Below are 24,889 nucleotides of genomic sequence, written 5' to 3'. Positions count from 1 at the left end.
GCTGCACCAGTTTGCTTCACGCCCAGGTCGAGTTGGAGATGTTCCAGCCCTGATACCCGTTGTCCTGCGACGGGCCATTGCACGGGTAACCGCGAACCCCGTAGGCGGAGTCGTCCAGGCACTGCCACGCTTCACCGTCCTGCCAGCGGCCGTTTTGCAGCACCTCCTCCTGCCTGCCGTCGGCTGTGGTCCGGTTGACCCACTTCCACTCCTGCCAGCCGCCGGTGAAGCTGTCGGCGTAACAGGGGAACGTCCGCAGCCCGGCACCCGGGGACCAGTCCAGGCATCGACCAGTTGCTTGGTTCTGGAGCTGGGCGTAGCCGCTGCTCCAGTTGATCACCTTCCACTTCTGGTAGCCGTTCTCGATGCTGGGAGTGTTGCATGGGTAGCTGCGGAGACCGTAGGCGTCCGAGTCATCGAGGCAACCTTGGTCGTACCACGACGCGAACGTGTACGAGTAACCCATGTACCAGGCGAAGGGGTTGCTTGCCGCGTGCGCCGTGCTGGTCCCGGTGAGTGCGGTACCGCCGACGAGTGCGACGGTGGCGGCGGTGCGGGCGATGGCGCGTCGGGCCGTACCGGGCTTGAGCATGTGTTCCCCCTGAGTGTGGTCGCGGCCCGTGATGGGGCCGCTGGTTCCCGTTGTGTGCGCCGCTTGGGCCGGCTTCGCGCGGAGCGGCCCGATCGGGCTGCCTCGGGTGGGCCGTATGGAGTCTCGTTTCCCACACAAGCCCGTACTCGCCGGTCGGCCCCTGCCGGCTCACCGCGATTGATTGCATGGCCATCTTCCACGGACCGAACCGCTCCGGCAGATCGCGCCATCGCACCCCGGTCCGCATCCGGGGCAGGATCCCGTCGATCACCCGCCGATGATGCCGCCACCGGCCACAACGCCCGTTGCTGACCGGCAGGAACAGCCGCGGCCGAGCCCACTCCGTATCCGTCGAACCGCCCCGCCTCACGCACGCATCAATGAGCCGAACAACAGACAGTCACGTGATCGGCCGGACAAGTCCTGGCTAGCCGATGTACTCGGAGGGCGAGTAGATCTTGCCGGACCAGCTGCCGTCGATGACCAGCTGCGCCTGTGCCTGGGCATAGCCGCCCGCACCGATCCCGTCCCACCCCGAGCTGCACCAGGACCCCGGATCGCTCGCGGTCATGCCGTAGCAGGTGGTGTAGTCCTCGTAGTTGCCGTTGTGGTTCACCCAGACGACGCCGGTGATCGTGTGGCCGCCGTGGTTGGTGACGTGCAGCGAGGGGAAGACGGAGTAGCCGCTGATGGTGAGGCAAGCCTGCGCATAGACGTCCCCGTCGAACTGCTGGGTCGCGCCGCAGTACGTGCCGGAGGTCGCCGCATCGGCGCTGCCGGCGCCGAGCGCCAGGGTGGAGAGGGCGGCCGTGGCGACTGCCGCCGCTGCCAGCGTTCTACGTATGGTCACCGTCTTGAGTCCCTTCGATGGTCGGGCTTGGTCACGCCCGCATAGGGGTAGCTTCGTCGTGCAGGTGCAAACGCCCTGGTGAGGGCGTCAAGACCGCAGGGGGGCGATCCGAAGGCACGCTCCGCACACATCGCCCGCCCACTGGGCTTCGGTGAGCACCGCTACGGTGACGCTACGGACGCGGGTCCGTCGGCCGTCCTAGATTCGTCCTAGTGCCAGGTCAGCCGTCCCCCTCCCGTCTCCGTGATCGACGACCCCGGCCTGCCGGAGGTGCTGGCCGAACTCGCCGCCGCGCGTGGACGAGATGGACGCCGGCACCGTCAACTGGGAGCTGCGGGCCACTCCTTCCAGGGACCCCCGCGTTCACCGTCACCACAACGGTCCGCTGCCAGGCCTGTCTGACGGTCCCGCACGTGCCCGAGGTTGCGTACAAGCGCCTGGGCCGATGTCGGCGGTTGGGCCGGTCCGTACCCCGCGCGGCTGAGCCAGCTGCTCCTCAGCGTCGCGGACGACTGCCGGTTGGTCGGCGTCCGAGTCCAGTTGCCACTTCGCATGCCGCGCACACCCGATCCCACCGCGGCGCACAGCGCACGACCCGCCTCCGGCCCCGCACCGCCGTGCCGCGCACAGGCGGCACCGAACGTCACCGGCCCCACCATTGCCCCGCCCACGCGCCGCACTGTGCGCGCCGTATCCCCATCCGCACCGGACCTTGGCGTCCTCGACGGAAGAAGCAGGCAGCGCCCGGCTCACCACGCCCAGGCCGGCCCCGCTCCGGTGTGCCATCATCCGCTGCCGTCTGGTGTCGGCCGCACACGCCGAGGCCAACGGCGCCCTGCCCGTCGTCTGGTGGGAAGTCTCGCGCGTACGCCAGCCGGGCCGTGGCTGCGGCTGGAGGCCGTCTACCTGGGTCGGCAGGGGACCGGCCTCAGCCGTCCGTTGTGGGTGCGGGCCGGAGCCGGGATCGGTCTACGACAAGATCAACGAACGGTGCGGGTGGGAGCGGACCGCGGCCGCCGGCATGACCGACACCCGGCGACCGGGCGCTACGGCCGACTCTCGTCTTCCTTCGCCGCACGCCTCTCTGCCGCAAGGAGCCGCAGTGCCGCGTCGTCCTTGCTGCCGGGGCGCGGGAAGTACACGTACAGCACGTGCCCCTCCGGGCCGGCGAGGGCGAACGTCTCGAAATCGAGGGAGAGGACACCGACGTCTTCGACCGCGAGCCGTTTCTGGCCGGCGACGCGGTCGTACACGTCGTGCGAGTCCCACATGGCGCGGAACATCTCGCTGCGTTCGCGCATGCTCGCCACGAATCCAGCGAGTTCTGCGGGCCGGCCCGCTGCGGTGGTGCGCAGACCGGCGACGGCCTGAATGGCGATGTCCTCCCAGTCGAGGTACACGACCCGGGCGCGCGGGTCGAGGAAGGTGAACTCGATCAGGTTGTGCCCCGGGCTCCAGGCCGGGTTGACCCGGGCCGCGAGGGCGGTGCCGGCCAGTACGTCGCGACGGGGACCGACGACGATGGCGGGCAGGTCGACCCACCGCTCCAGCAACACCGATACTCCCGGCCGCAGGGTGTCGACCGGGGCCGGGCCGCTGCCAGCCGCCGGTGCGAGTACGGCGCCACCAGGGACCAGAGGTAGCTCCGCTCGGTGTCGTCCAGGCGCAGCACGCGGGCCAGTGCTTCGAGGATCTCGCGGGAGGGGTGCCGGTCGCGGCCCTGCTCAATGCGGGTGCAGTAGGAGGGACTCACGCCCGCGAGCAGCGCCAAATCCTCACGGCGCAGTCCCTTGACCCGGCGCCGTGTGTGGCTGACAACGCCGGCGGAGGAGGCGTCGATCCGCTCTCGGCGGCTGCGCAGGAAGGAGCCGAGGCGGTTGTCGTCCTGGTTGTCGTCATGAGCCATCCAGCTGGACTTTACCGGCGCCGGATGCCACCCCGTGCCGTGCCGCTCGCGGCCGACACCGCCGAACCTGACCCTCCGAGAGCCACCCTCAAGGGGGCGTGGCACCCGCACCGAAGCCCTGCTGCAATCAGGACATGACGAACGGAGCCATTGCAATACCCGATGCATCGACCCCTGCCGCCGGCGCCACCGAGGGGGCGCCGGTGTGGCTGATCACCGGATGTTCGAGCGGCTGGGCGGGGCCTTGGCCGAGCATGCCCTCAAGCGCGGCGACCGGGTCGCGGTCACCGCCCGCGACGCGGCGAGCGTGACCGGACTCGCCGCCCCCTACGGCGACCGCGCTCGTCCTCCGGCTGGACGTCACCGACCCCGAGTCGGTGACGGCGGCCGTCGAGGCGTGCGAGAAGGAGTTCGGGCGCATCGGCGTCCTGGTCAACAACGCCGGCTACGGCTACCTCGCCGCCATCGAGGAAGGCGAAGACGCCGCTGTCCGGGACCTGTACGACACCAACGTGCACGGCGTGGTCACGGTCCTGAAGGCGGTGCTGCCCGGCATGCGGGCCCGTCGTTCGGGGCGGATCGTGAACATCTCCTCGTTCGGCGGTCTCGCGGCTTTCGCCGCGACCGGGTACTACCACGCCACCAAGTTCGCCCTTGAAGGGCTGTCCGAGTCGCTGGCCGCGGAAGTCGCCCCCCTCGGCATCGCGGTCACCATCGCCGAGCCCGGCGGCCTGCGCACCCAGTGGGCCGGAACCTCGATGCGGCAGTCGAAGACGCGGCTGCCGGACTACGAGGAGACGGCGGGCAAGCGCCGGTCCTCCACCCTGGCGGTCTCCGGCCGCCAACCCGGCGACCCCGTCCGCGCCGCAGCAGCGATCGCCGCCGTCGTGGATACCGAGAGGCCGCCGCTGCGGCTCCTCCTCGGCTCGGATGCGCTCGCCGGCGCCCGCGCTCGCCTGGACCGGTTGCGAGGCGAGATCGATGCCAACGAGACACTGACCAGAAGCGCGGACCTGGAGCAGGCGTGAAGGCCGACAGCGAGACCAGGGGATGAGAACACCGCTGGGCCCAAGAGAGCCCAGCGCGAGCAGTTCAGCTCGCGCGGGAGCACTGTCCTGGCACGGTCCGGACCGTCGTCGGCTCAGTGCGAGTCGGCGGGGACGGGCGAGAGCCGGTAGGCGCCCTGATGGGTGACGACATGGCCGGCTGTGGGCGGTGCGAAATGGGTGCCCAGGACGAGAGTGTCCGTGTCGGCGAGTGAGGCGAGCAGTGTGCGACGCGAGGTCTTGGACTGTTGCGGGTCGATGTCGACGCAGGCACCGATGGCGGGGTGGGCGAGCTGGACGGGGTGGTGGATGCAGTCGCCGGTGATCAGAGCCGTCCGGCCGTGGCTGGTCAGCTCGACGGCGATGTGGCCGGGAGTGTGGCCGGGGGTGGGGAGCAGGCGCAGGCCCGGGGCGACGTCGGCGCCCCGGGCGGGGACGTCGAGAAGATCGAGCAGCCCTGCCTCCTCCACCGGGATCACGGAGTCCCGGAACATCTGCGCGCGTGCCTCCTCCATGTCGTACCCGGCCCAGAACTCCCGCTCGGTGCGGGAGGTCAGGTAACGGGCCTTGGGGAAGGTGGGAACCCACTCACCGTTCACCTGCTGCGTGTTCCAGCCGACATGGTCGGCGTGCAGATGGGTGAGGATCACGAGGTCGACCGAGTCCGGGGGGAATCCGGCGGCGGTGAGACGCTGAAGGTAGTCGGTGTCCAGGTCGTGCCAGGCGGGGTTGGCGCGCTGCTTGCCGTTGCCGATGCCGGTGTCCACCAGGACGCGCAGCCCGCCGACGGTGAACGCGAAACTGTGACTGTCGAGGCGCAGGACGCCCTCGTCGTCGGCGAAGTGGGGGCGCAGCCAGTCCTGTTCGGCGACGAGGCCCGGGGTGGCGCCGGGCAGCAGCCACGCTCCGGTCGCGGGCGGCAGGAGAACCTCGTCGATGCGGTGGACAGTGATGCCGCCCACGGTCCAGGAGGGGATGGCGGTGGGGTCGGTGGCCGGTGGAGTGCTCATGATCAGTCGTCTTTCCTGGTCTCGTTACGGAAGGTCGTTGTGTGTGCTGTGGGCTGCTCTGCGCCGCGACGCGGCCAGTGCTGCCAGAGCCGCGACGGCGAGCAGGGCGGCGGCCATGGCGTAGGCGTGGGCGGTCGTGCGCAGCCCGTAGTGCTGGGTGGCGGCGCCCGCGGCGATGGCGGGCAGGCTCATGGAGAGGTAGCTGAGGATGTAGTAGGCGGCCAGGGTCGCGGCACGGTCCTGCGCGTGGAGTGAGGCGAGTGTCATGCGCAGCGCCGCTTGGGAGACGGCGCCGAAGGCGATTCCGGCCAGGGCGGCGCCGCCGTAGACGGCGGGCAGGCCTGCTCCGTGCAGACCGCTCAGCGTCAAGGCCGTGGCCAGGATGACGGCCAGGCTTCCGCCGGTGGCGGCGACGTGCGGCGCAGTGCGCCTCAGTGTCCACACCGTGAGTGCCGCCGCGGCGGTGAGCGTGAAGAAGACCATTCCGCCGACCGCCTGCGGGGCGCCGGGAGCCACGAGGCGCACGAGCGCCGGCCCGAGAGAGGAGTAGAAGCCGCCCAGGGCCCAGATGGCGACGACACCGGCGCCGGCCGCCAGCAGGGCGCGGCGTGCCGACAGTGGCACGGCGAGTGCGGGGCGCAGCGACCGCAGGGCACCGGCGTGCGGGCGGGCCGTCTCCGCGGTGAACGGGATCACGGCCGCCTGGACTGCGAAGAGGACCGCCAGCACGACGTACACAGTCACCGTGGGGGCGGGTGCGAAATGGACGAGGAGGGTGGAGGCCAGGACGCCGGCGGCCATGCCCGTCACTGGAGCAATGCTGTTCGTCAGGGCGGACCGGCCCGGGCGCCAGGGGTTCTCCAGGTCGAGGAGGGCCGCGCCCGCGGCGCTGGTGGCCGTGCCGGTGGCCGCTCCCTGCAGGACACGGGCGGCGATCAGCGCACCGGCGCCGTCCGCCGAGGCCAGCAGCACCATGGCGGCGGCCTCCACCAGCAGGGCGCCCACCAGTACGGGGCGTCGACCCAGGTGGTCGGAGAGCGCTCCGGTGGTGAGCAGGGCCAGCAGCAGGGTCAGGGAGTAGGCGCTGAAGACCACGGTGATGGTGAGCGCGGACAGGTCCCAGGCGTCCTGGTAGCGGGGGTAGAGCGGTGTGGGTGCGCTGGATGCCGCGAGGAGGGCGGCCAGGACCGAGGCGTTCAGGGCGAAGGGCGCCGCGCGGTTGGTCGTGCGGCTGTGGACGACTTGGCGGGGACATTGCGCGGGTGCTCGTGGTGTGGCGGTGGGCATGGAACTCCTTGGCGCTAAACGCAACGGGTTTGCTTTAAGTCACCGTAGGCCCTACAGTCGACTAACGCAAACTCTTAGCTTTTGACGTCATGGGTTTGCTTCGCCGCTCCAGCCCCGAGGAGAGAACGTCCATGTCCGCCGCAGAACTCACCACGTCAGAAGCGGCCCGCTGGGCTGCCCGCGCCGGGCTCCCGCTGCCTGCCGATCGCCACGCCTCGGTCGCGGCCGTTGCCAATCACATCCACTCCGTCGTCGCGGTCCTGCGGGAGCTGGACTTCGGGGACACCCCGCCCGCCTCCGCCTACCGCGCGGGAGAGGAGAAGCGCGATGCAGCCGTATGAACTGTCCCTGACCGCAGCCGCCGACGCGATCAGGGAACGGCAGTTGTCCTCCGTCGAGCTGACGGACTCCGTCCTTCAGTGCATTGCCCACCTGGAGCCACACCTTCAGGCCTACGTGACCGTCGTCGCCGAGCACGCCCGCCGGGCCGCCGAGGAAGCCGAACGCGACATCGCGGCCGGCCGCTACCGCGGTCCGCTGCACGGCATCCCCATGGGCCTGAAGGACCTGATCGACGTCGCCGGCACGGCGACCTCGGCAAGCTCCCGGGTCCGCGCCGGCCACCGCGCGCCGGCCGACAGCACCGTCGCCGCACGCCTGAGGGAGGCAGGGGCCGTCCTCGTCGGCAAGACCCACACCCACGAGTTCGCCTATGGACTGACCACCCCGCAGACCCGCAATGCCTGGGACCGGAGCAGGGTCGCCGGCGGTTCCAGCGGCGGATCAGCCGTCGCTGTCGCCTCGGGCATGGCGACCTTCGCCCTGGGCACGGACACGGGCGGATCGATCCGGGTACCCACCGCGCTCAACGGGGTCGTCGGCCTCAAGCCGACCTACGGCCTCGTACCCCGCCACGGCGTCACGTCCCTGTCCTGGTCGCTGGACCACGTCGGCCCGATCACCCGCACCGTCGAGGACGCAGGTGTGGTCCTGACCGCCCTGGCCGGACACGACCCGCGCGATCCCGCCTCCCTGCCCACATCCGCCACGGACTACCGGCCGATCGCCGACACGGACCTGACAGGGCTGCGGGTCGGCGTGCCGCGCACCTACTACTTCGACCACATCGACCCGGAGATCGAAGCCGCCGTCCGACGTGCCATCGACCGCCTCCAGGCCCTCGGCGCACGCCTCGTCGAGGTCGAGGTTCCCATGGCCCGCTACATCCAGGCCACCCAGTGGGGCCTGATGGTGCCCGAGGCCACCGCCTACCATCAGGGCACCCTGCGCACGGTCCCCGAGCTCTACCAGGACGACGTCCGCATCCTCCTCGAGGCCGGCGAACTGATGCCCGCCGGTGACTACCTTCGCGCCCAGCGCTCCCGCGCCCTCATGCGGCAGGAATGGGCCCGCATGCTGCAGGAGGTCGACGTGATCGCCGCACCCACCGTCCCCGCGACCGCCGTCGAAGCCGGCCAGGACACCATCACCTGGGCCGACGGCACCATCGAGGGCGTCTCCGACGCCTATGTGCGCCTGTCGTCCCCCGCCAACATCACCGGAGTGCCGTCCCTGTCCCTGCCGGTCGGTCACGACGCGGCCGGCCTGCCGATCGGCATGCAACTCCTCGGAATGCCCTTCGGCGAGAGCGTGCTCCTGCGGGTCGGCCACGCCTACGAGCAGACCCAGCCCGCCCGTGACCTCGCGCGCGCGGCGTGAACGAATGACGGGAATGCGGCCGCATCACTCCGGCCGGGCCGAAGACGCCGCCCGGCTCCGCCTCGGCTCCCAAGAGTGCCCGAGCAGTGACGGCACCAAAGTCATGGAGCGGACAGACCGCACCGCAGATCTCGCCCCGCAGACGGGCGACCGGCCCGGCCAGTGGGTCACGCGGAGGTGGACGGATCGCTAGACGCAACGAATTTGCATTAAGGTGGGGTTCCATGAGCAGGCAGATGGTGCGCCCCGGCGGGCGCAGCGCCCGGGTCCAGGCCTCGGTGCACACCGCCGTACGCGAACTCGTCTCGGAAGTGGGCCGGGACGCCCTGACCGTACCTATGATCGCCCAACGCGCGGGCGTGACCCCCTCGACGATCTACCGCCGATGGGGAGACCTGCAGGAGCTGTTGTCGGACGTGGCGGTCGAGCGCCTGCGACCCGACACCGCGCCCAGGGACCACGGCGCCCTGACACCTGATCTGACGGCCTGGGCCGAGCAGTTCCTCGACGAGATGTCCTCTCCCGCCGGCCGCGCCTACATCCGGGACGCCCTGCTCGGCGACCCGGACGGCGGCAACGCCGGCCAGTGCTCCGCCTACGCCGCCGAACAGATCGACATCATCCTGACCCGCGCGACCGAACGCGGCGAGGAGACACCCGGCGTCGAGACGGTCATGGACCGCGTCGTCTCTCCGCTGATGTACCGCATCCTCTTCCGCCCGGACGGGCTCGACGCCGCGTACGCCCGCGGGCTCGTGGCAGGAATCCTCGGCCCGACCGGACGGTGACCTCGAGAAGCTGCATGATCGACGTCGGTCGCTCCCGGATGGCCGCCGCTTTCCGCACCACCTGATGCGTCGCTCTGATGCGCCGACGGCAGACCGGGTCATCCCACATCGCTTCCGTGATTGTTGGATCCGCTTGATGCGGACGACGCCGCAGCGGACAGCTGACTCTATTGGAAGGTCAGCCTTGCAAAGTGAACTTTGCAAGCTTAGCCTTCCAATATGGTTTCACGAGCATCGGACGTCCGCGCCGAAACCCTCGAGTCGAACCCCGCGCTGATCGGGGTTGCCACGCGGTTGCGGATCAGCATCAGCGCGTTCAGGCGCCGCAGTCACGAAGCGCTGAGCGAAGGAGACTTGACGGGCCCGCAGCTGACGGCCCTCTCGCGGCTCGAACGGCTGGGTCCGGTCACCACTGCGGAACTGGCCAGGCGTGAGCAGATCACTCCCCAGGCGATAGGTGCCACGGTCGCGGTTCTGGAAGGCCGTGGGCTGGTGGCCCGTACCGCTGATCCCGCTGACGGGCGTCGCTGGCTGCTCACGGTCACCGATGGCGGCCGGGCCGTGCTGAGTTCCGAGCGCAGCGCCGTCGCCGACAGGATGGCCGCGGCGATGGCGGCGTCCTTCACTTCCGAAGAAGTCGCGACTCTCGAAGCGGCGGCGCCGCTGATCGAGCGGCTGGCCGACCTGTTCTGATCGGCGACCGTGATCATCGAGCCCGGCCCGAAGGGACGGAGGGTGTGCCATGCCTGAGCCGGAGTCCGACGTCGTCGCAAGTGCCCGGAGCGAGGCGGGCGGTGCTGCGCGTCCGTTCTCTTGGCGGTTCACTGCGCCGTTGTTGATCGGCTCTGCGCTGAACCCGATCAACAGCTCACTGATCGCTACCGCGCTGGTACCGATCGCCGCCGGTCTGCACGTCCGAGTCGGGCAGACCGCAGCCTTGGTGACCGGACTGTATCTGGCCAGCGCCATCGCCCAGCCCACGGCCGGCAAGGCGGCCCAGGTGTTCGGTCCGCGACGGGTCTTTCTGACCGGAATTGCGCTGGTGGCCGTCGGCGGCACTGTGGGCGGCCTCGCGCAGGACCTGACCACCCTGCTCCTCAGCAGAGTCCTGATCGGGCTCGGCACTTCCTGTGCTTACCCGACAGCGATGGTGCTGATCCGCGGCCGAGCCCACGACGCCGGCCTCGACGAACCACCGGGCAACGTCCTCGGCGCACTGCAGATAGCCGGCACCGCCACGGCGTCGCTGGGACTACCCGTCGGCGGCGTCCTGGTCGGCGCATTGACCTGGCGATCGGTGTTCTTCCTCAACGTGCCGGTAGCACTGATCGCCCTGGCCTCGACACTGGCCTGGATCCCCCGTGACAACCTCGTCGAGCGTGGCCGCACCCCGCGTGGCGTCGCCTCCGCCCTCGACGTGACGGGCATCCTCGGTTTCGGTGCGACGATGATCGCACTGCTGGTGTTCCTCTACGACCTGCCCGTCGTGCACTGGTACCTGCTGGGCGTCGCGGTGGCAGCGGGAGCGGCGCTCGCCCTGTGGGAGTTGCGTGCCGCCACCCCATTCCTCGACGTGCGCCTGCTCGCGGCCAACCGGGCTCTGACCCGAACCTATCTGCGTTTCGGCCTGGTGATGCTGTGCGTCTACATCGTGCTCTACGGACTCACGCAATGGACTGAGGCCGTACGCGGCCTGTCCGAGACCGAATCCGGGCTGCTCCTGCTGCCCATGACCCTGGTGTCCGCGGTGGTCATCTCGCCGGTGTCGCGACGCAATCTCGTACGAGGACCGCTGATCGCCGCCGCGCTGACGTGCGTGGCGGGGTCGGCGGGCGCTCTCCTGTTGACCTCATCGACCTGGATCGGCCTGGTCGTTGTCCTGACCGTTGTGTTCGGCATCTCGATGGGCGCCGCTTCGGCCGGCAACCAGACCGTCCTGTACGACCAGGCTCCCCATCAACAACTCGGCACCGCCTCGGGTCTGCTGCGTACCTTCGCCTACATGGGCTCCATCGCCTCCTCGGCCATCACTGGCATCGTGTTCCACACGCACGTCACCGATCACGGCCTCCACCTGATGGCCTGGATCATGGTCGGCATCAGCGCCGCCCTGATCACCGTGACTGTCGCCGATCGCTCGCTGCACCCGCGCGCCCGACGCTGACACCGGCCACCTGCACCACCTGCCTCGCCGAAGCCGGCAAAGCTCGGAGAACCCGGGTTCGGCGACATCGTCGCGAACACGGCGGCACTGGCCGGGGCACTAGCGGACGGCTGCCTTCAGCGCTGCCTCAATCGCGTTGGTCAGCGTTTCCAGATACTCGTCGTCACTGAGGCCCTGTATGACCAGTACGCGGAATGCGAGCGGTGCGATCAGCAGGTCCGTGCCGAGATCCAGATCCAACGCCGGGGGGAGTTCGCCGCGGTCCATCGCGCCCTGCAGTATCGCGCGAGCCGCCGCCCGCCGCGGTGCGGTCACTCCGGTGTAGAGCCCCTCCGCCAGAGCACCGTCGTGACTGGCTTCGGCGAGCAGTCCGGCCGCGATCCGGGCGAGCAGCGGATGAGCCAGTTGGTCACGGAAGGTGGCGAGCAGCTCGCGCAGGTCGGTGTGCAGGGCGCCGGTGGCCGGTGTGGGCGGGAGCGCGTCGGTGACCTTGCTGCGGACCAGCTCGGTGACCATCGCCTGCTTCGAGGGCCAGCGCCGGTAGAGCGCGGCCTTGCCCACGCCGGCGCGCCGGGCCACCGACTCCATCGACATCCGCGCGTACCCGGCCTCGGCGAGTTCGGCGAAGGCTGCGTCGGTGATCGCCTCGGTCACCTGCTGCCGCAGGACCGCCCCGCCGGTCGCCGACCGGCCCTTCTTCTCCTGCACTGTCATGCTCCCGAGCATAACGAACGGAACGGTCCCGTTCCATGTGTTAGCTTTGAGCGAGACGGAACGTTACCGTTCCGTTCCATTGATGGAAGGGAGCCGATCATGAAATTCCTCTACGACGACGAATCCTTCTCCTTCGAGGCACTGCGCGCCGCGGGCTACGCCGCCTACGGCGGCGCCGACCTCGGCGAGGTCCTGGTCACCTGCCGGCAGATCCCGGAGGCGGACGAGGAGGCCTGGTCGGCCCAGTGGGCCGCGACGGCGGCGCGCATCGAACGCATCGGCCGGGACGCACTGGCCGCCGGTCACCGAGTCAGCGCCCGGGAGGCGCTGCTGCGCGCGTCCAACTACTACCGCACCGCCGACTTCTACCGCCGCGAGAATCCCGCAGCCGACGCCGAGTCGGCGCGGCTCGCCAAGGCCTCCCAGCAGACCTTCGCCGACGCCGCCGCCCTGCTCGACACTCCGGCCCGCGCCCTGCGCATCCCCTACGAGGACACCACGCTTCCTGGCTACCTTTTCCTCGTCGACGATTCGGGCACCCCGCGCCCGACCCTGCTCTACCACGGCGGATACGACTCCACACTGGAGGAGAACTACCTGGCGCTGGCCGCAGGTGCGCTGCGCCGCGGCTACAACGTCATCGCCTTCGACGGCCCCGGCCAGGGCAGCACCGTCCGTGAACAGGGCCTGCACTTCAGGCCGGACTGGGAGGCCGTGGTCACCCCCGTCGTCGACTTCGCCCTCACCCTGCCCGAGGCGGATTCCGAGCGGCTCGTGCTGGTCGGCACGAGCCTGGGCGGCTACCTCGCCGCGAGGGCGGCCGCCTTCGAGCACCGCCTGGCTGCGTGCGTGCTGCACGACGGCATCTGGGACTTCCACGAGGTCATCGCCGCACTCGCCAGTCGCGCAGCCTCGATGCCCGGCGGTATCGAGGCGTTGATGGCGCACAACACCCAGGTGCGGTGGATCGTGCGCAACGGCCGCTGGACCCTCGGCGTGTCCGGTCTCGACGAGATGGTCAAGGCGACCGAGGCGTACACCATGGCGGGTGTCGCCGACCACATCACCTGTCCGACACTCGTACTCGACGCCGAGAACGACCAGTTCTTCAAGGGGCAGCCGCAGCGCCTGTTCGACGAGCTGACCTGCCAGAAGGAGCTGATCACCTTCCGGGAGGACGAGGGCGCGGGCGAGCACTGCCACGAGGGCGCGCTCTCCCTGTTCCACCAGCGCACCTTCGACTGGCTCGACACCCTGCTCGCAGGCTGACTTGTGCCCATGAGCTGTCGTGGCCAGGTGCACCGTCGGCGGTGACTGGAAATCCTCACTGACCATCCTCCGTCGTCGGGCGCCGCCCGTTCAGATCAGCGGGGTGATCTGGTCCTCGATACCGAGCAGGGCCCGGCCGTACATCTCGGTGGCGATGGCGGGGTTGACCATGGCATGCCGCGTACCAGTCTCCAGATCCCGCCAGATGCGCTGCAGTGGACTGTCGTCGGCGAAACCCCGGGCCCCTTGAGCGCTCAGGAGCAGGTCCAGTGCATCTCGTGAGCAGCGGGCGACTGTGCCGATATCCATGCGCGCCCGGGTCCGGTTGACCACGGGCATGCACTGGCCGCTCGCCGCCCAGCTGTCGACATCGTCCGCGGCACGCATCAGGTGCAGGGTGGCAGTGTCGATCAATGATGCTGCCTCGGCGAGCTGCATCTGGGTGGAGGGTGCCTGGCGCGCCTGTGTGTAGTGCGTATGCGAAATGCCCCGGCCCGTGGCGAGGGAGGCCAGCACCAGCTCCATCGCGCCGCGGGCCAGGCCCAGCAGCGGGCCGGCGAGCGACAGGGCGAGCGTGGGGACGAACGCCGCGCGGTACAGGGTCTCGTCCTTGAACTCGGTCGCATAAGTGCCCTGGAGCGCATGGGTGACCGACAGAATGCGGTGGGCCGGAACAAACACGCCGTCTGCGATGAGGGTGTTGCTGCCGGTACCGCGCATCCCGGCGACGTGCCAGGTGTCCTCGATCGTCAGCTCGTCCACCGGGACCAGGGCCAGTGCCTGGTCCAGGCGGTCGCCTCGCTCGCCCGTGACTGTCATGCCGAGCAGCGCCCATCGGGCGTGGAGACAGCCGGAGGCGAAGCCCCACCGTCCGGTGACGATGCTGCCTGCGTCGGCTGTCTCGCCGGTGCCATGGGGTGGCAGGACCGCACAGGCGCGCGTGCCGGGATCCTGCGCGTAGACCTCACGCTGCGCGCGTTGGGGATAGAGACCGATGAGCCAGCCCGAGATGTTGATCAAGCTGGTGGTCCAGGCAGTCGATCCGCAGCCTCGGCCGAGTTCGGAACTCACTTCGACCAGCGTGCGGATGCTCTCCTGGTGGCCGCCGAGCCGCCGGGGAACGGCGAGGCTGAACAGGCCGGCCTCATCGAGTGCCGTGATGTTCTCCGCAGCGACACAGCGGTCCTGTTCGGTGCGGGCGGCATTGCGCCGAAGTAACTCGACCAGGGCTGCGGCCCGTCCGGGCAGTGTGGCCTGCTCGTTGTCCGGGGCAGGTTCCGCGGCACCCATCGTCATGAGAGGTCCTCCTTCGCACGTGAACCGGCCGGACGAGAGGCCGGCGGCCGGTCCCGGCACCGTACCCGTAGGCCTGCCGGTGCACCCCTGGCGCGGGCGGCCACCTGCTGTACGGAGTCGTGAGCGTCGGGGAGGTCGTCGTGGCCGCCGGTTCTGTGGCGTTCTCGTCAGATCCAGTCTTTGCGCTTGAAGACCCAGTAGAGCAGCGCGGATGCGACGACCATGACACCGGTGGAAGTAAGGAAGCCGACTTGGGTGTTGACACCCGGATACGGAACATTTTGTCCGTAGAAACCGGTGACGGCCGTGGGTACGGCCACGATCGATGCCCAGCTGGTGACCTTCTTCATGATCAGGTTCATACGATTGCCCTGAACGGTGAGATTGGTCTCCATGATGGACGTGACCATGTCCCGCAGTGACTCGGTCCACTCGGTGGCCCTGAGGACGTGGTCGTACACGTCCTGGTAATAGGGGAGCAAGGGCTCGGCGACGACGTGCAGGTCCCGCCGGAGAAGGCTGTTGACGACCTCCCGCATCGGCAACACCACGCGGCGCAGCCTGGTCAGGTTCTTGCGTAGCGCGTAGGAGTCCCTCTGGACGGAGTCCATCTGCTCGCGCCCCTCGTCGAAGAGCAGGTCCTCCACCGCTTCGATACGATCGTCGAGGTCCTGCACTGCGGCGAAGTGCCCGTCGACTATGTGGTCGAGCAGTCCGTGCAGCAGGAATCCCACTCCGTACTTGGCGAGATCGCTGTTGTTGTCCCAGCGTTCGACGACCTTCTCGATGTCGAACCGGTGATCGGGGCGGATGGTTATCAATGCCGTAGGTGTGATGAATACCGACAATTCGCTTGTGGTGAACTGTCCGCTGGTCGTGTCCGTGCTGATGGCGTAGGCGCTGAGGAAGGCGTGGGTTCGGTAGCGGTCCAGCTTGGGCCGCTGGTGCTCATGACGCGCGTCCTCCACCGCGAGTTCATGGAGACCGAACTCCTCGCTGATCATCGCGAAGTCGGCGGAGCACGGATCGCACAGGTCGAGCCAGACAGCAACGTCCGGATCGTTCACGTATTCCGAGATGTCGGCGGTCGGAAAGTCCTCCAGGACCAGGGAGCCGTTGCGGTACAGCCGTGTGCGAGTCATGGCAGCGCACCATAGGGCGCCTTGGTAAGAAGCCCGGGTCCACCACCTTGCCCCGGCAGGTGAACGCGGACACGGCGCACCATGCCGATGTGCGCGGCGGTGCAGTGGCGGTCAGGTCGATGGCGTCAGGGTGAAGGAGGCGGTGAACGCTGCGATCGGCCCCGCAGGGGCGAGGCGGAGGGGCGGTAGGCGTCCTCATCGTGTGACGAAGCACAGTTCGCCTCATCACGGGCAGACATGACCTCCCGAACCTTAGGGCGTGTGTCGAGAGTGGATCTTGAACGTGAGGTGACCTCGATTCGGCGCACGTGGAGATCTGACGGACGCCCAATCGGCGGTTCTGGAACCGCTGTTGCCGAAGGGCGAGAAGCCCGGACGGCCGTCGACGTGGGCCAGGCGGCAGCTGATCAGGCTTCGCGCGCGGCGCCTCACCCCGATCCCGGTGTGCGTCCGGGAGTCGGCGCCGGCCGTCGGCTCATCACCGAGGCGAATTCGCCCTATGGTTCGATCACCGAGCAACAGTGCCGTACTCTCTGCTAGTCCTATCGCCTGCGTGGCGGAGAGCCACGCCAAGTGGGGGGAATTCAGCCCAAAAGTGAGCAGAACTGCCGGGCACCGCGCGAGTCGACGCGGTGCCCTTCTCGTGGCCGCCGTCGGCGCGATCACCGCGCTGGCCGGAACTCTCGTCGTCTCGGTCGATACGGCAGGCGCCACGAACGCCCCTCCGGCGTACACGTCCGCGATACCGGACACCGCCCCGCGTGCCCCAGCGGCCGCGCCGCACTGGACAGCCCTTGCGGCCAAGCGGTTCTGGACCGCGCAGCGCATGGCAGAAGCAAAGCCGCTTCCGGACGCCAAACCGCGGACCGCGGGCAAGGCCGCCCACCCCACGCTCCAGGGGCTCCCCAAGCCGCCGGTGTCCGGTGGCCTGAACGCCCAGGACCTGCGCGAGGGCCCGATGGACGCCACGCCGACCGACACCGCCGGCCCGACGGACACACCCACCGGCACCTTGAGCCCCGACCCCTCCGCCACCGCCACGGACACCCCGACCGCCGCGCCGACGGACACCTCGTCCGCCTCCCCGAGTACCTCTCCCAGCGCGTCGGACTCGGCGAGCCCCACCGCCTCGCCCAGCCCGTCCCCCTCGAGCACGGGCGGGACAGGTCCCGTCAGTTCCTACTTCGGCGGGCTGCCGATGGTCGGCCGGATGTACATGCAGACCAGCAGCGGCTCGTACTTCTGCACCGCGAGCGTCATCAACAGCCCGCACCACAACATCGTGCTCACCGCCGGGCACTGCATGGACGGGCGGGCAGGCGGCGGCTCGCTCGCGTTCGTCCCCCAGTGGACCGCGGCCAATCCCCAGCCGTACGGTGTCTTCCCCGTCGCCACTGACTCCGAAGGCCGCAGCCGGGTCTGGATCGATCCCCGCTACTACGACCGCGGACATGTCCAGGGCGCCCCGTGGGACGTGGCGTTCGCCCAGGTCGGCACGCGCAGCGACGGCAAGCAGGTGCAGGACGTGGTGGGCGGCAACAACCTGGCCACCGGTCGCGGCTACACCTTCCCCAGCATTCGGCTGGTCGGCTACCCTGGCACCGCCACGCAGCCCCTGACCTGCGACAACAACACCACGCAGTACACCCCGACCGACGGCACCCCCGGCTCGTACCTCCGGATCGCCTGCAACGGCTTCGCGTCCGGCACCAGCGGCAGCCCGTTCCTGGAGAACTTCGACCCGACCACCGGCACCGGCGATGTGGTCGGCAGCATCGGCGGCTGGGACACCGGCGGACCGACCGACGACGTCTCCTACAGCTCCGCCTACGGCTCCGACGTCCAGAACCTGTACAACGCAGCGGTCGCCGGCTCCGCCCCCGCGCGTCCCAACGTGCTGCCCGGCGCCTCCACGCTCACCCATGCCTCCCTCGTCACCTCCGGCTCCTTCACGCCCTCGCCTTCGCCCGATCCGGACAAGAGCGATCTGATCGTGCGCTGGTCGGACGGCGAGCTGACGCTGTACCGGGGTGGGGGCAACGGACGGTTCGACAAGGAAATACGGCTCGTCGCGGCCAACACCACCTGGACGAAGGCCGTCTCCATCACGGCCGGCGACTTCACGGGCACCAACACCTACGACCTGCTGGTGCGCTGGAGCGACGGCAGCCTCACCCTCTTCCCCGACGTCGACGCGCGCGGCCTGCACAGCCAGATCACACTCGTCAAGCCGGGCACGCTGTGGCAGCACGAGGTCGCCATGACCGCGGGCCGCTACACCACCGACGACCACTGGCCCGACGACCTGATCGTGCGCTGGTCCGACGGCGAGACCACTCTCTACAAGAACCTCAACTCCACCGGCATCCACAGCGAGGTCCGGCTCAACCCTGCCAACTCCACCTGGATGCACGCCACATCCCTCACGTCCGCCGACCTCGCCGGAACCAACGAGTCGGACCTCGTGGTCCGCTGGTCCGACGGCGAACTGACCCAGTACCCGGACATCGACCAGTACGGCTTCCACGGAGAGGTGCGCATGCGGGCCCCGAGCACGCTGTGGACCCACGCCACGCTCACCACGGCGGGCAACTTCACCAGCACCGACAGTCGGTCCAACGACTACCTCGTGCGCTGGTCCGACGGCCAACTGTCCATGTACCAGGACAGCGGCAACAGCCTCGGCACGGAAGCCGTACTCGCGACCGCGTCCGGCTCGTCGCTGCCGTACTACCGGCGCTGACCACGAAGTCCCCTGGGCCCCGGCCCAGGGGACTCCTGGCGGTGGTTCGTTGACAACAATGCCGCGTCCCAGAGGCCTGCAAATCCCACTCCTCGTCCACCTCACGGCCGGCTCGAAGGCAGTCACCGTGTGGCAGTACCTCCACACGGGACCGTGTCGGGGACGGGACGTCAGATCACCGCGTCGGCGAACATGAAGGCGGCAACCGCCAGCAGCACCACGGCGAAGACCTGCCGCAGGGTCCCGCCCTTCACCTTCGCCCCCAGCCGTCTGCCGTCCCACGCCCCGAGGATCGCGGCGCCGGCGAAGGGACCGGCGACCGCCCAGTCGAGGTGGTCCATGGTGCCGCCGCGCAGGCCGAGCGCAGCCAGGGAGTTGACGGTTATGACCAACAGGCTGGTGCCCACGGCCTCACGCATGCGCAGGCCGAGCACTCCCACGAGCGCCGGTACGGCGAGGAAGCCTCCGCCGACCCCGAGGACACCGGTCACCGCGCCGAGCCCGGCGCCGACCGCCGCCGCGCGCCCGGGCCGTACCTCCCGTACGGCGCCGTCCTCCGCCCGGGGCCGTAGCATGCGCACCGCCGCGGCGGCCGCGACCAGCGCGAAGCCGGCCGACAGGGCACCTGTTGGGAGGTGTCCGGCGAGCGCGGAGCCCAGCATCGCCGGGCCGATGCCCGCTGCCGCGAAGAGCAGCCCCGTGCCCCAGCGGACATGACCGTCCCGGGCGTGCGCGGTCAGTGCGGTGCCCGAGGTCAGGGCCACGATCACCAGTGCGGCGGTGGTGGCCGCCACCGGAGTGAAGCCGAGCAGGTAGATCAGGGCGGGTACGGCCAGGACACTGCCACCGCCGCCGAGCGCACCCAGGGCCAGCCCGATCACGGCACCGGCCACGACGGCGAGGATCAGGGCGCTCATGCGACCGTGCCACGCAGGCCCCGCGCGTCCACGACCGGAAGGCCGGCCTCCGCCCAGGCCCGCATGCCGCCGATCACGTCGACGGCCTCGACGCCGTGGGCGCCCAGCAGTTCGGCGGCCCGCCGGGAGCGGTTGCCCGAGCGGCAGATGACGATCAGGCACCGTCCCTGGACCTCGAACGGCAGCGGCATGCCTTCGTAGAGTGTGGCGAGGGACAGGTGGACGGCTCCGGGGACGTGGCCCGCGTTCCATTCGTCCGGTTCCCGGACGTCCAGCAGGACGGGCGCGCCGGCTGTGCCGCTCGCCGTGTCCCGCGCGGCGTGTCCGGTGCGTTCGGCCGCTTCCTGCACGGTGATCCGGCCTGTACCGGAAGGGGATGACTCCATGGGCGCTCCTCGCCTCTCGTGCGGATCGGGATGCCGGGCGGACTCAGGCGGTGCGGACGGGGAGCCCGCTCGCCTCGGCCGCGGCGAAGGTGTCGTCGACCGCGACGACGGCCCGGCCCGCCGCGTCGAGCAGCGAGGCGGCGATGGCGGCGCGCATGCCGCCCGCGCAGTGCACCCAGACCTCGCCGGCCGGCACCTCGCCGAGGCGGCGGTGCAGGGTGTGCAGCGGGATGTGGACCGAGCCCTCGATGAATCCGGCGGCCCGTTCCCGGTCACGGCGGACGTCCAGTACGACCATGCCCTCGGCCGGCTGCCGTTCGGCGAGGTCCGCGAAGCCGGCGCGGGGGAAGGCGGCCAGGGCCTCGTCCCCGGTCGTCCAGGCGGACGGGTCTCCGGTGGCGGCGGCGGCCGGGCGGTCGATGCCGACGCGCACCAACTCGCGCTGGGCGCAGGCCAGTTGCTCGGGCGACTCCGCCAGGAGCGTGACCGGCCTGCCCCAAGGGATCAACCAGGCCAGGTAGGTGGCGAGTTGGCCCTCGGCCTCGAAGTTGTAGGTGCCGGTGACATGCCCTTCGGCGAACGCGACGCGGTTGCGCAGATCGACCACCCACTCACCGGCGGCCAGCCGTGCCGCGATCTCCCCGGCGTCGGCGACGGCGGGCGGGGTGAGGTCGACGGGTGCCGGTCCGGCGGAGTTGGCGGGGCCCATGTGCACGTAGTACGCGGGGACGTCGTCGAGCCCCGCGAGCATGCGGGAGACGAAGGTGTCGGCGCCCTCGGTGAGTGCCTCGTTGGACGCCTTTTCCTTGCCGATGGTGGTCTCCGTCCCCTCGGCCCGGCCGGCGGAGCAGAAGCTGCCGAATCCGTGTGTCGGCAACACAGCGGTGCTGTCGGGCAGTTCGGCGGCGAGGCGGTGGGCGGAGGCGTGCTGGGCGCGGGCCAGTTGCTCGGTGAGGCGGGGCTCGACCAGGTCGGGACGGCCGACGGTGCCGATCAGCAGCGAGCCTCCCGTGAACACCGCGACCGCCGTGCCGCGTTCCTCGAGGACGTAGGCGGTGTGGTGAGGGGTGTGTCCCGGGGTCGCGAGGGCCCGCAGGGTGAGGTCTGTGTCGAGGACCGCACGGTCGCCGTCCTGCACGGGTATGCGCGAGAAGGACACACCGGCCCCAGCGGGCACGAGATAGGCGGCGCCGGTGAGCCGGGCGAGTTGCAGGCCGCCGGAGACGTAGTCGTTGTGGAGGTGGGTCTCGACCACATGGGAGATCCGCACGCCCCTGCGGGCCGCGGCCGCCAGCACACGGTCGGCGTCGCGCGGCGGGTCGACGGCCACGGCCATGCGCCGGCCGCCCGCCAGATAGCTGCGGTTGCCGAGTCCGGCCACCTCGATCGTGTCGACGAAGTACACGTCAGGCACTCCCTCCAGTCGGACACAGCTTCCGCAGGGTCGCGGCGACGGCGGATCCGCCGCGCGGCACGGTCCGGTCACCGCACCGCATCGCGTCGCCGTACGCTCCGGGCCGGGCGGGTGAACCGGGATCCCGCCGGGTCGAGGCGGTAGCCTGCCCGGGCGTCGAACTGCGCGAGGACGCTGAAGCGGTCGGCGCGGATCAGCGTGGTGCGCCACTCGACGGTGCGGCCGTGGGTGCGGCCGAGCCGCTGGATGGAGAACGCGGCCACGCCCTCGGGAAGATCGAGCAGCCGCCGCTCGGCGGGAGTCGGGACGACCGCGTGGATGTGCTCCTCGCCGCCGACGAGTCGGATGCCGCACCGGTCGGCGAGTTCGTCGTAGAGCCCCGTGTGTCCGAAGTCGGTGTCGAGGAGCGCGCGGGCGTCCGAGGCGAGCAGCCAGACCTTGTCGTGGGCCAGCGGTTCCCCGTCGGCGAGGCGGATGCGTTCCAGGTAGAGCAGGGGCGTCGACTCCTCCATGCCCAGCCGCACCGCCACATGGGCGTCGGCGCGGATGTCGAGGGTGCGGACGATGCTGCGCTGATCGAGCCCGGCCGCCTCGACGGAGGCGAACAGGCTGTAGAGGGCACCGAGGGGCTGCTCGATGCCGGCCTCGCCCACCGGTCGCTGCCGTCGTCCTCGCGCGGCGGTGACCAGGCCTTCCTCCCGCAGCTCGCGCAGCGCCGCGCGAATGGTGTGCCGGCTCACCCCGTACCGCGCGGCCAGCTCGTTCTCGCCGGGGAAGGAGTCGACGAACTCCCCTTGCGCCAGGCGGCCCCGGAGGTCGTCCCGAACATGCCGCCACAGCGGAGTCCCGCCCCGGCCCGCCCGGGCGTCCGCACTCCGGCCCCCCGAGAGAGTGGGTTCCTCACTCATGCCCCTCACCCGCGATCATTCTTGTGTACGTACATTTGGAAAGCTAATGTGCGTACATTAACTCGGATGGACGCGAGGGGGAAGGCGCACATGACGATCGACGCTCACCACAGGGTCCTGATCGTGGGCGGCGGAAGCGCCGGCATCAGCGTCGCGGCCCGCCTGCGACGCAGCGGCATCGGCGGCATCGGGCTCGTCGAGCCGTCGGCGACGCACTACTACCAGCCCCTGTGGACACTGGTCGGCGGCGGCCGGGCGGGCGCCCGGGCGAGCGCCCGCCCGCAGCGGTCCGTGCTGCCGCGAGGCGTCTCCTGGATCCGCGACCGCGTGGAGAGTGTGGATCCCGGGGAGCGGACGATCGGCACCGCCGACGGCAGGACCCTCGGCTACGACCGGCTCGTCGTCTGCCCCGGCATCCAGCTCGACTGGGACCGGGTGCCCGGCATGGCCGAGGCCGTCACCGCACAACACACCTCCAGCAACTACACCTTTGAACTGGCGCCCAAGACCTGGGAGTTGATTCGCTCGATGCGCTCGGGCACCGCCGTGTTCACTATGCCGGCGGGCTCGATCAAGTGTGGCGGAGCGCCGCAGAAGATCGCCTACCTCGCCGCGGACCACTGGCGCGAGCAGGGGGTCCTGAAGGACATACGGGTGGTGCTCGTGCTGCCCACGCCGGGCATGTTCGGGGTTCCCGTGTTCGCGAAGGAGCTGGAGCGGGTCGCGGCCCGCTACGGCATCGAGGTGCGCACGAACAGCGAACTGGTCGAGGTGGATCCGGACAGCCGGGCCGCCGTCGTCGTCGACCACGCCTCCGGCGCCAAGGACTCGATCCGGTTCGACATGATGCACCTGGTGCCGCCGCAGTCGGCGCCCGACTGGCTCAAGGCGACGCCGCTGGCCGATCCGGCCGATCCCGCGGGCTACGTGGAGATCGACAAGCACACCATGCGCCATGTGCGCCACCCCGAGATCTTCGCCCTCGGTGACGCCGGTTCCTCGCCCAACTCCAAGACCGGGGCCGCCATCCGCAAGCAGGCGCCGGTCGTCGCGCGCAACATCGCCGTGAGCCTGGCGGGCACCGGCCCGCTGCCCGCGTCGTACGACGGATACTCGTCCTGCCCGATCACCACGTCACGGCACAGCATGCTGCTCGCCGAGTTCGACTACACCCTGCGGCCCCGCCCCACCTTCCCCCTCCTCGACACGACCCATGAGCGCCGGTACATGTGGTACCTCAAGCGGTACGGGCTGCCGTTCCTCTACTGGAACCTCATGCTGCGCGGCCTCGCCTGACAGTGAGGACTGACCATGGCGTCGCCCGGCACCAGGTCGCAGCCGAGCCTGTCCGGCAGAGGCGGATCGGGACACGCGTGGCCGGCTTCGCAAACCACGCCAGGGGCCAAGACCAGCCCCGAATCCCCTCGTGGACCCAGTTCTGCCCAGCTCAGCGCGGCCCGGCTGCGGGTGCTACGACCGCCGTCAGCAGGCGGTTGGCCAGCGGGGTCTTCGTCCCGAAGTCGAGGCTCAGGTTGGAGACCGAGTAGATGCCGCGCAGGGACAGGTCGCGGGTCGCGAACATGCCGTTGGCGTAGCCGAAGTCGTGGCCGGTCTTGCCCCAGAGCACGCCCCCGCCGGGCAGCGGGGTCGACATCAGGGCGGCGCCGAAGCAAGCCACCTTGTTGCAACTGGTGCCGATGAACGGGACGAGCCTTGCCTCGTTGTCCCTGGGCAGGGTGAACATCTCTTCGAGCTGAGCGGGGGGCAGCAGGCGGCCCTGGAACAGGGCAGTGATGAAGCGGTCCAGGTCGGCCGGGGTGGAGATCATGTTGGAGGGATCACCGCCCTGCTCGCTGACGTCCACCGCCTGGCCGTGACTGTCGGTCACGTATCCGTGGAGGTAGGGCCGGGGCATTACGGCGTCGTCCTCGGGCACCGAGGTCTGTTCGAGTTGCAGAGGCTTCAGGATGCGTTCGGTGACCTCCTCCTTGAACGAGTGGCCGGTGATCTGCTCGATGAGTCTGCCCGCGATCCGGAAACCGAGGGAGTTGTACTCCTGCTCGGTCCCTGGCGCGAAGTGCGGACCGGGCCAAAGGCGGTCGGCGGGGCGCAGGGTGGTCCTGATGATGTCGTCGAAGGTGCGGTACTCGTAGCGGTTGGCGATCGTCTCGTCGGCTCCCTGCGCGGGTTTGCCCTCGTCCACGTCCGGAAGCCCGCTGGTGTAGTTGATGAGTTCGCGGATGGTGATCGGCTGGAAGGTGTCCGGGAGCAGACCGGGCATGTACTGCTGAACGGTCCGGTCGAGGTTGATCCGGCCCTCGGCGGCGAGTTGCAGGACGACGGTGGTCTCGAAGACTTTCGAGATGCTGCCGATGTGGAAGTGCGCGTTCGTCGGGATCTTCCGTCCGGTCTGGCTGTCGACGGTGGACCCCTTCCACAACTGGCCCGGCTCGCCGACCCGGGCGATCGCGCCGGAGGCACCGTCGGTTGGCCGGCTCTCGATGGCGGATTGGAGCGCGGCCGGGTCCAGCCGCGGGAAGACCTTCGCAGCGCCGGGACGGGCGTCACCCACGGCGAAGGCCTGCGCGGCCGAACCGGCACCCATGCCGATGACAGCGGAGCCGACGAGGCCGAGGGCGGCGACGTGGCGGGCCAGCGATTTCATATGAGACTCCCCGAGATGCGTTGTGTGAAGGGTCTGTATCCACGTGATCAATCCTGCTCGGCAACCGACCGGC

At 70.0% G+C, this 24,889-nt stretch carries 22 protein-coding genes and 2 pseudogenes; 9 read left to right on the top strand and 15 right to left on the bottom strand.

Features of this window, described 5'->3' with window-relative positions:
• Positions 1-16 precede the first annotated feature (16 nt).
• The 5 genes and pseudogenes from A6P39_RS04300 to A6P39_RS04280 form a co-directional block, all read right to left on the bottom strand.
• Complete coding sequence (locus A6P39_RS04300) at positions 17-592, bottom strand: RICIN domain-containing protein (RefSeq protein ID WP_067039283.1); 576 nt, start codon at positions 590-592, stop codon at positions 17-19.
• Positions 593-785: 193 nt separating this feature from the next.
• A pseudogene (locus tag A6P39_RS04295) lies at positions 786-962 on the bottom strand (transposase); the annotation flags it as partial.
• A gap of 57 nt (positions 963-1,019) precedes the next feature.
• Positions 1,020-1,442: a hypothetical protein gene (locus A6P39_RS04290; protein ID WP_067039284.1), complete on the bottom strand. Its 423-nt coding sequence runs from the start codon at positions 1,440-1,442 to the stop codon at positions 1,020-1,022.
• A 1,046-nt stretch (positions 1,443-2,488) separates the two neighbouring features.
• Positions 2,489-2,995 (bottom strand): MmyB family transcriptional regulator, encoded by a 507-nt coding sequence (locus A6P39_RS04285; protein WP_234378694.1) that lies wholly within the window; start codon positions 2,993-2,995, stop codon positions 2,489-2,491.
• Complete coding sequence (locus A6P39_RS04280) at positions 2,878-3,348, bottom strand: helix-turn-helix domain-containing protein (protein ID WP_234378695.1); 471 nt, start codon at positions 3,346-3,348, stop codon at positions 2,878-2,880. Before A6P39_RS04280 ends, A6P39_RS04285 begins: the two co-directional genes overlap by 118 nt.
• A gap of 347 nt (positions 3,349-3,695) precedes the next feature.
• Here A6P39_RS04280 and A6P39_RS04275 point away from each other — a divergent pair.
• A pseudogene (locus A6P39_RS04275) lies at positions 3,696-4,376 on the top strand (oxidoreductase); the annotation flags it as partial.
• 113 nt (positions 4,377-4,489) lie between these two features.
• On the opposite strand, the gene A6P39_RS04270 reads toward A6P39_RS04275, so the two are convergent.
• Together A6P39_RS04270 and A6P39_RS04265 are read right to left on the bottom strand one after the other, a co-directional pair.
• On the bottom strand, positions 4,490-5,404 hold the full coding sequence (locus A6P39_RS04270; protein WP_067039285.1) for an MBL fold metallo-hydrolase: 915 nt from the start codon (positions 5,402-5,404) through the stop codon (positions 4,490-4,492).
• Between the two features lie 24 nt (positions 5,405-5,428).
• Positions 5,429-6,691: an MFS transporter gene (locus A6P39_RS04265; RefSeq protein WP_067039286.1), complete on the bottom strand. Its 1,263-nt coding sequence runs from the start codon at positions 6,689-6,691 to the stop codon at positions 5,429-5,431.
• Between the two features lie 131 nt (positions 6,692-6,822).
• Between A6P39_RS04265 and A6P39_RS04260 the strand changes: the two genes are divergently transcribed.
• From A6P39_RS04260 to A6P39_RS04240, 5 genes are all read left to right on the top strand, one after another.
• Positions 6,823-7,032: a hypothetical protein gene (locus A6P39_RS04260; RefSeq protein ID WP_067039287.1), complete on the top strand. Its 210-nt coding sequence runs from the start codon at positions 6,823-6,825 to the stop codon at positions 7,030-7,032.
• On the top strand, positions 7,019-8,410 hold the full coding sequence (locus A6P39_RS04255) for an Asp-tRNA(Asn)/Glu-tRNA(Gln) amidotransferase GatCAB subunit A (protein WP_067039288.1): 1,392 nt from the start codon (positions 7,019-7,021) through the stop codon (positions 8,408-8,410). Before A6P39_RS04260 ends, A6P39_RS04255 begins: the two co-directional genes overlap by 14 nt.
• 224 nt (positions 8,411-8,634) lie before the next feature.
• The gene (locus tag A6P39_RS04250) at positions 8,635-9,198 is read left to right on the top strand and encodes a TetR/AcrR family transcriptional regulator (RefSeq protein ID WP_079133096.1); all 564 of its coding nucleotides are present in this window, start codon (positions 8,635-8,637) and stop codon (positions 9,196-9,198) included.
• Positions 9,199-9,552: 354 nt separating this feature from the next.
• Positions 9,553-9,891 carry a MarR family transcriptional regulator gene (locus A6P39_RS04245; protein WP_275883802.1) on the top strand — a complete coding sequence of 113 codons (339 nt, stop codon included), beginning with the start codon at positions 9,553-9,555 and terminating at the stop codon, positions 9,889-9,891.
• Positions 9,892-10,030: 139 nt separating this feature from the next.
• The gene (locus A6P39_RS04240) at positions 10,031-11,362 is read left to right on the top strand and encodes an MFS transporter (RefSeq protein WP_067039292.1); all 1,332 of its coding nucleotides are present in this window, start codon (positions 10,031-10,033) and stop codon (positions 11,360-11,362) included.
• A 99-nt stretch (positions 11,363-11,461) separates the two neighbouring features.
• Here the strand turns inward: A6P39_RS04240 and A6P39_RS04235 are convergent, their stop codons facing one another.
• Positions 11,462-12,076 (bottom strand): TetR/AcrR family transcriptional regulator, encoded by a 615-nt coding sequence (locus A6P39_RS04235; RefSeq protein ID WP_067039293.1) that lies wholly within the window; start codon positions 12,074-12,076, stop codon positions 11,462-11,464.
• A 99-nt stretch (positions 12,077-12,175) separates the two neighbouring features.
• Between A6P39_RS04235 and A6P39_RS04230 the strand changes: the two genes are divergently transcribed.
• Positions 12,176-13,345: an alpha/beta hydrolase family protein gene (locus tag A6P39_RS04230; RefSeq protein ID WP_067039294.1), complete on the top strand. Its 1,170-nt coding sequence runs from the start codon at positions 12,176-12,178 to the stop codon at positions 13,343-13,345.
• A gap of 90 nt (positions 13,346-13,435) precedes the next feature.
• Here A6P39_RS04230 and A6P39_RS04225 read toward each other — a convergent pair whose 3' ends face one another.
• Positions 13,436-14,641: an acyl-CoA dehydrogenase family protein gene (locus tag A6P39_RS04225; protein ID WP_067039295.1), complete on the bottom strand. Its 1,206-nt coding sequence runs from the start codon at positions 14,639-14,641 to the stop codon at positions 13,436-13,438.
• Between the two features lie 167 nt (positions 14,642-14,808).
• Complete coding sequence (locus A6P39_RS04220) at positions 14,809-15,783, bottom strand: magnesium transporter CorA family protein (protein ID WP_067039296.1); 975 nt, start codon at positions 15,781-15,783, stop codon at positions 14,809-14,811.
• 643 nt (positions 15,784-16,426) lie between these two features.
• On the opposite strand from A6P39_RS04220, the gene A6P39_RS04215 reads away from it, so the two are divergent.
• The gene (locus tag A6P39_RS04215) at positions 16,427-18,526 is read left to right on the top strand and encodes a trypsin-like serine peptidase (RefSeq protein ID WP_275883801.1); all 2,100 of its coding nucleotides are present in this window, start codon (positions 16,427-16,429) and stop codon (positions 18,524-18,526) included.
• Between the two features lie 170 nt (positions 18,527-18,696).
• Here the strand turns inward: A6P39_RS04215 and A6P39_RS04210 are convergent, their stop codons facing one another.
• The 4 genes from A6P39_RS04210 to A6P39_RS04195 all read right to left on the bottom strand — a co-directional run bounded on the left by A6P39_RS04210 (position 18,697) and on the right by A6P39_RS04195 (position 22,151).
• Positions 18,697-19,443: a sulfite exporter TauE/SafE family protein gene (locus tag A6P39_RS04210; RefSeq protein ID WP_067039298.1), complete on the bottom strand. Its 747-nt coding sequence runs from the start codon at positions 19,441-19,443 to the stop codon at positions 18,697-18,699.
• Entirely contained in the window at positions 19,440-19,829 is a 390-nt protein-coding gene (locus tag A6P39_RS04205; RefSeq protein ID WP_067039299.1) for a rhodanese-like domain-containing protein, read from the bottom strand. The genes A6P39_RS04210 and A6P39_RS04205 overlap by 4 nt, the downstream gene beginning before the upstream one ends.
• Positions 19,830-19,872: 43 nt before the next feature.
• Positions 19,873-21,234 (bottom strand): MBL fold metallo-hydrolase, encoded by a 1,362-nt coding sequence (locus tag A6P39_RS04200; protein ID WP_067039300.1) that lies wholly within the window; start codon positions 21,232-21,234, stop codon positions 19,873-19,875.
• A gap of 77 nt (positions 21,235-21,311) precedes the next feature.
• Positions 21,312-22,151 (bottom strand): GntR family transcriptional regulator, encoded by an 840-nt coding sequence (locus A6P39_RS04195; RefSeq protein ID WP_079133098.1) that lies wholly within the window; start codon positions 22,149-22,151, stop codon positions 21,312-21,314.
• Positions 22,152-22,241: 90 nt separating this feature from the next.
• On the opposite strand from A6P39_RS04195, the gene A6P39_RS04190 reads away from it, so the two are divergent.
• Complete coding sequence (locus A6P39_RS04190; protein WP_067039301.1) at positions 22,242-23,447, top strand: NAD(P)/FAD-dependent oxidoreductase; 1,206 nt, start codon at positions 22,242-22,244, stop codon at positions 23,445-23,447.
• Between the two features lie 151 nt (positions 23,448-23,598).
• On the opposite strand, the gene A6P39_RS04185 is transcribed toward A6P39_RS04190, so the two are convergent.
• Positions 23,599-24,816 (bottom strand): serine hydrolase domain-containing protein, encoded by a 1,218-nt coding sequence (locus tag A6P39_RS04185; RefSeq protein WP_067039302.1) that lies wholly within the window; start codon positions 24,814-24,816, stop codon positions 23,599-23,601.
• Between the last annotated feature and the right edge of the window lie 73 nt (positions 24,817-24,889).

This window comes from Streptomyces sp. FXJ1.172 (assembly GCF_001636945.3).
Lineage (GTDB): Bacteria > Actinomycetota > Actinomycetes > Streptomycetales > Streptomycetaceae > Streptomyces.
This window is presented reverse-complemented; position numbering and strand designations above follow the sequence as displayed.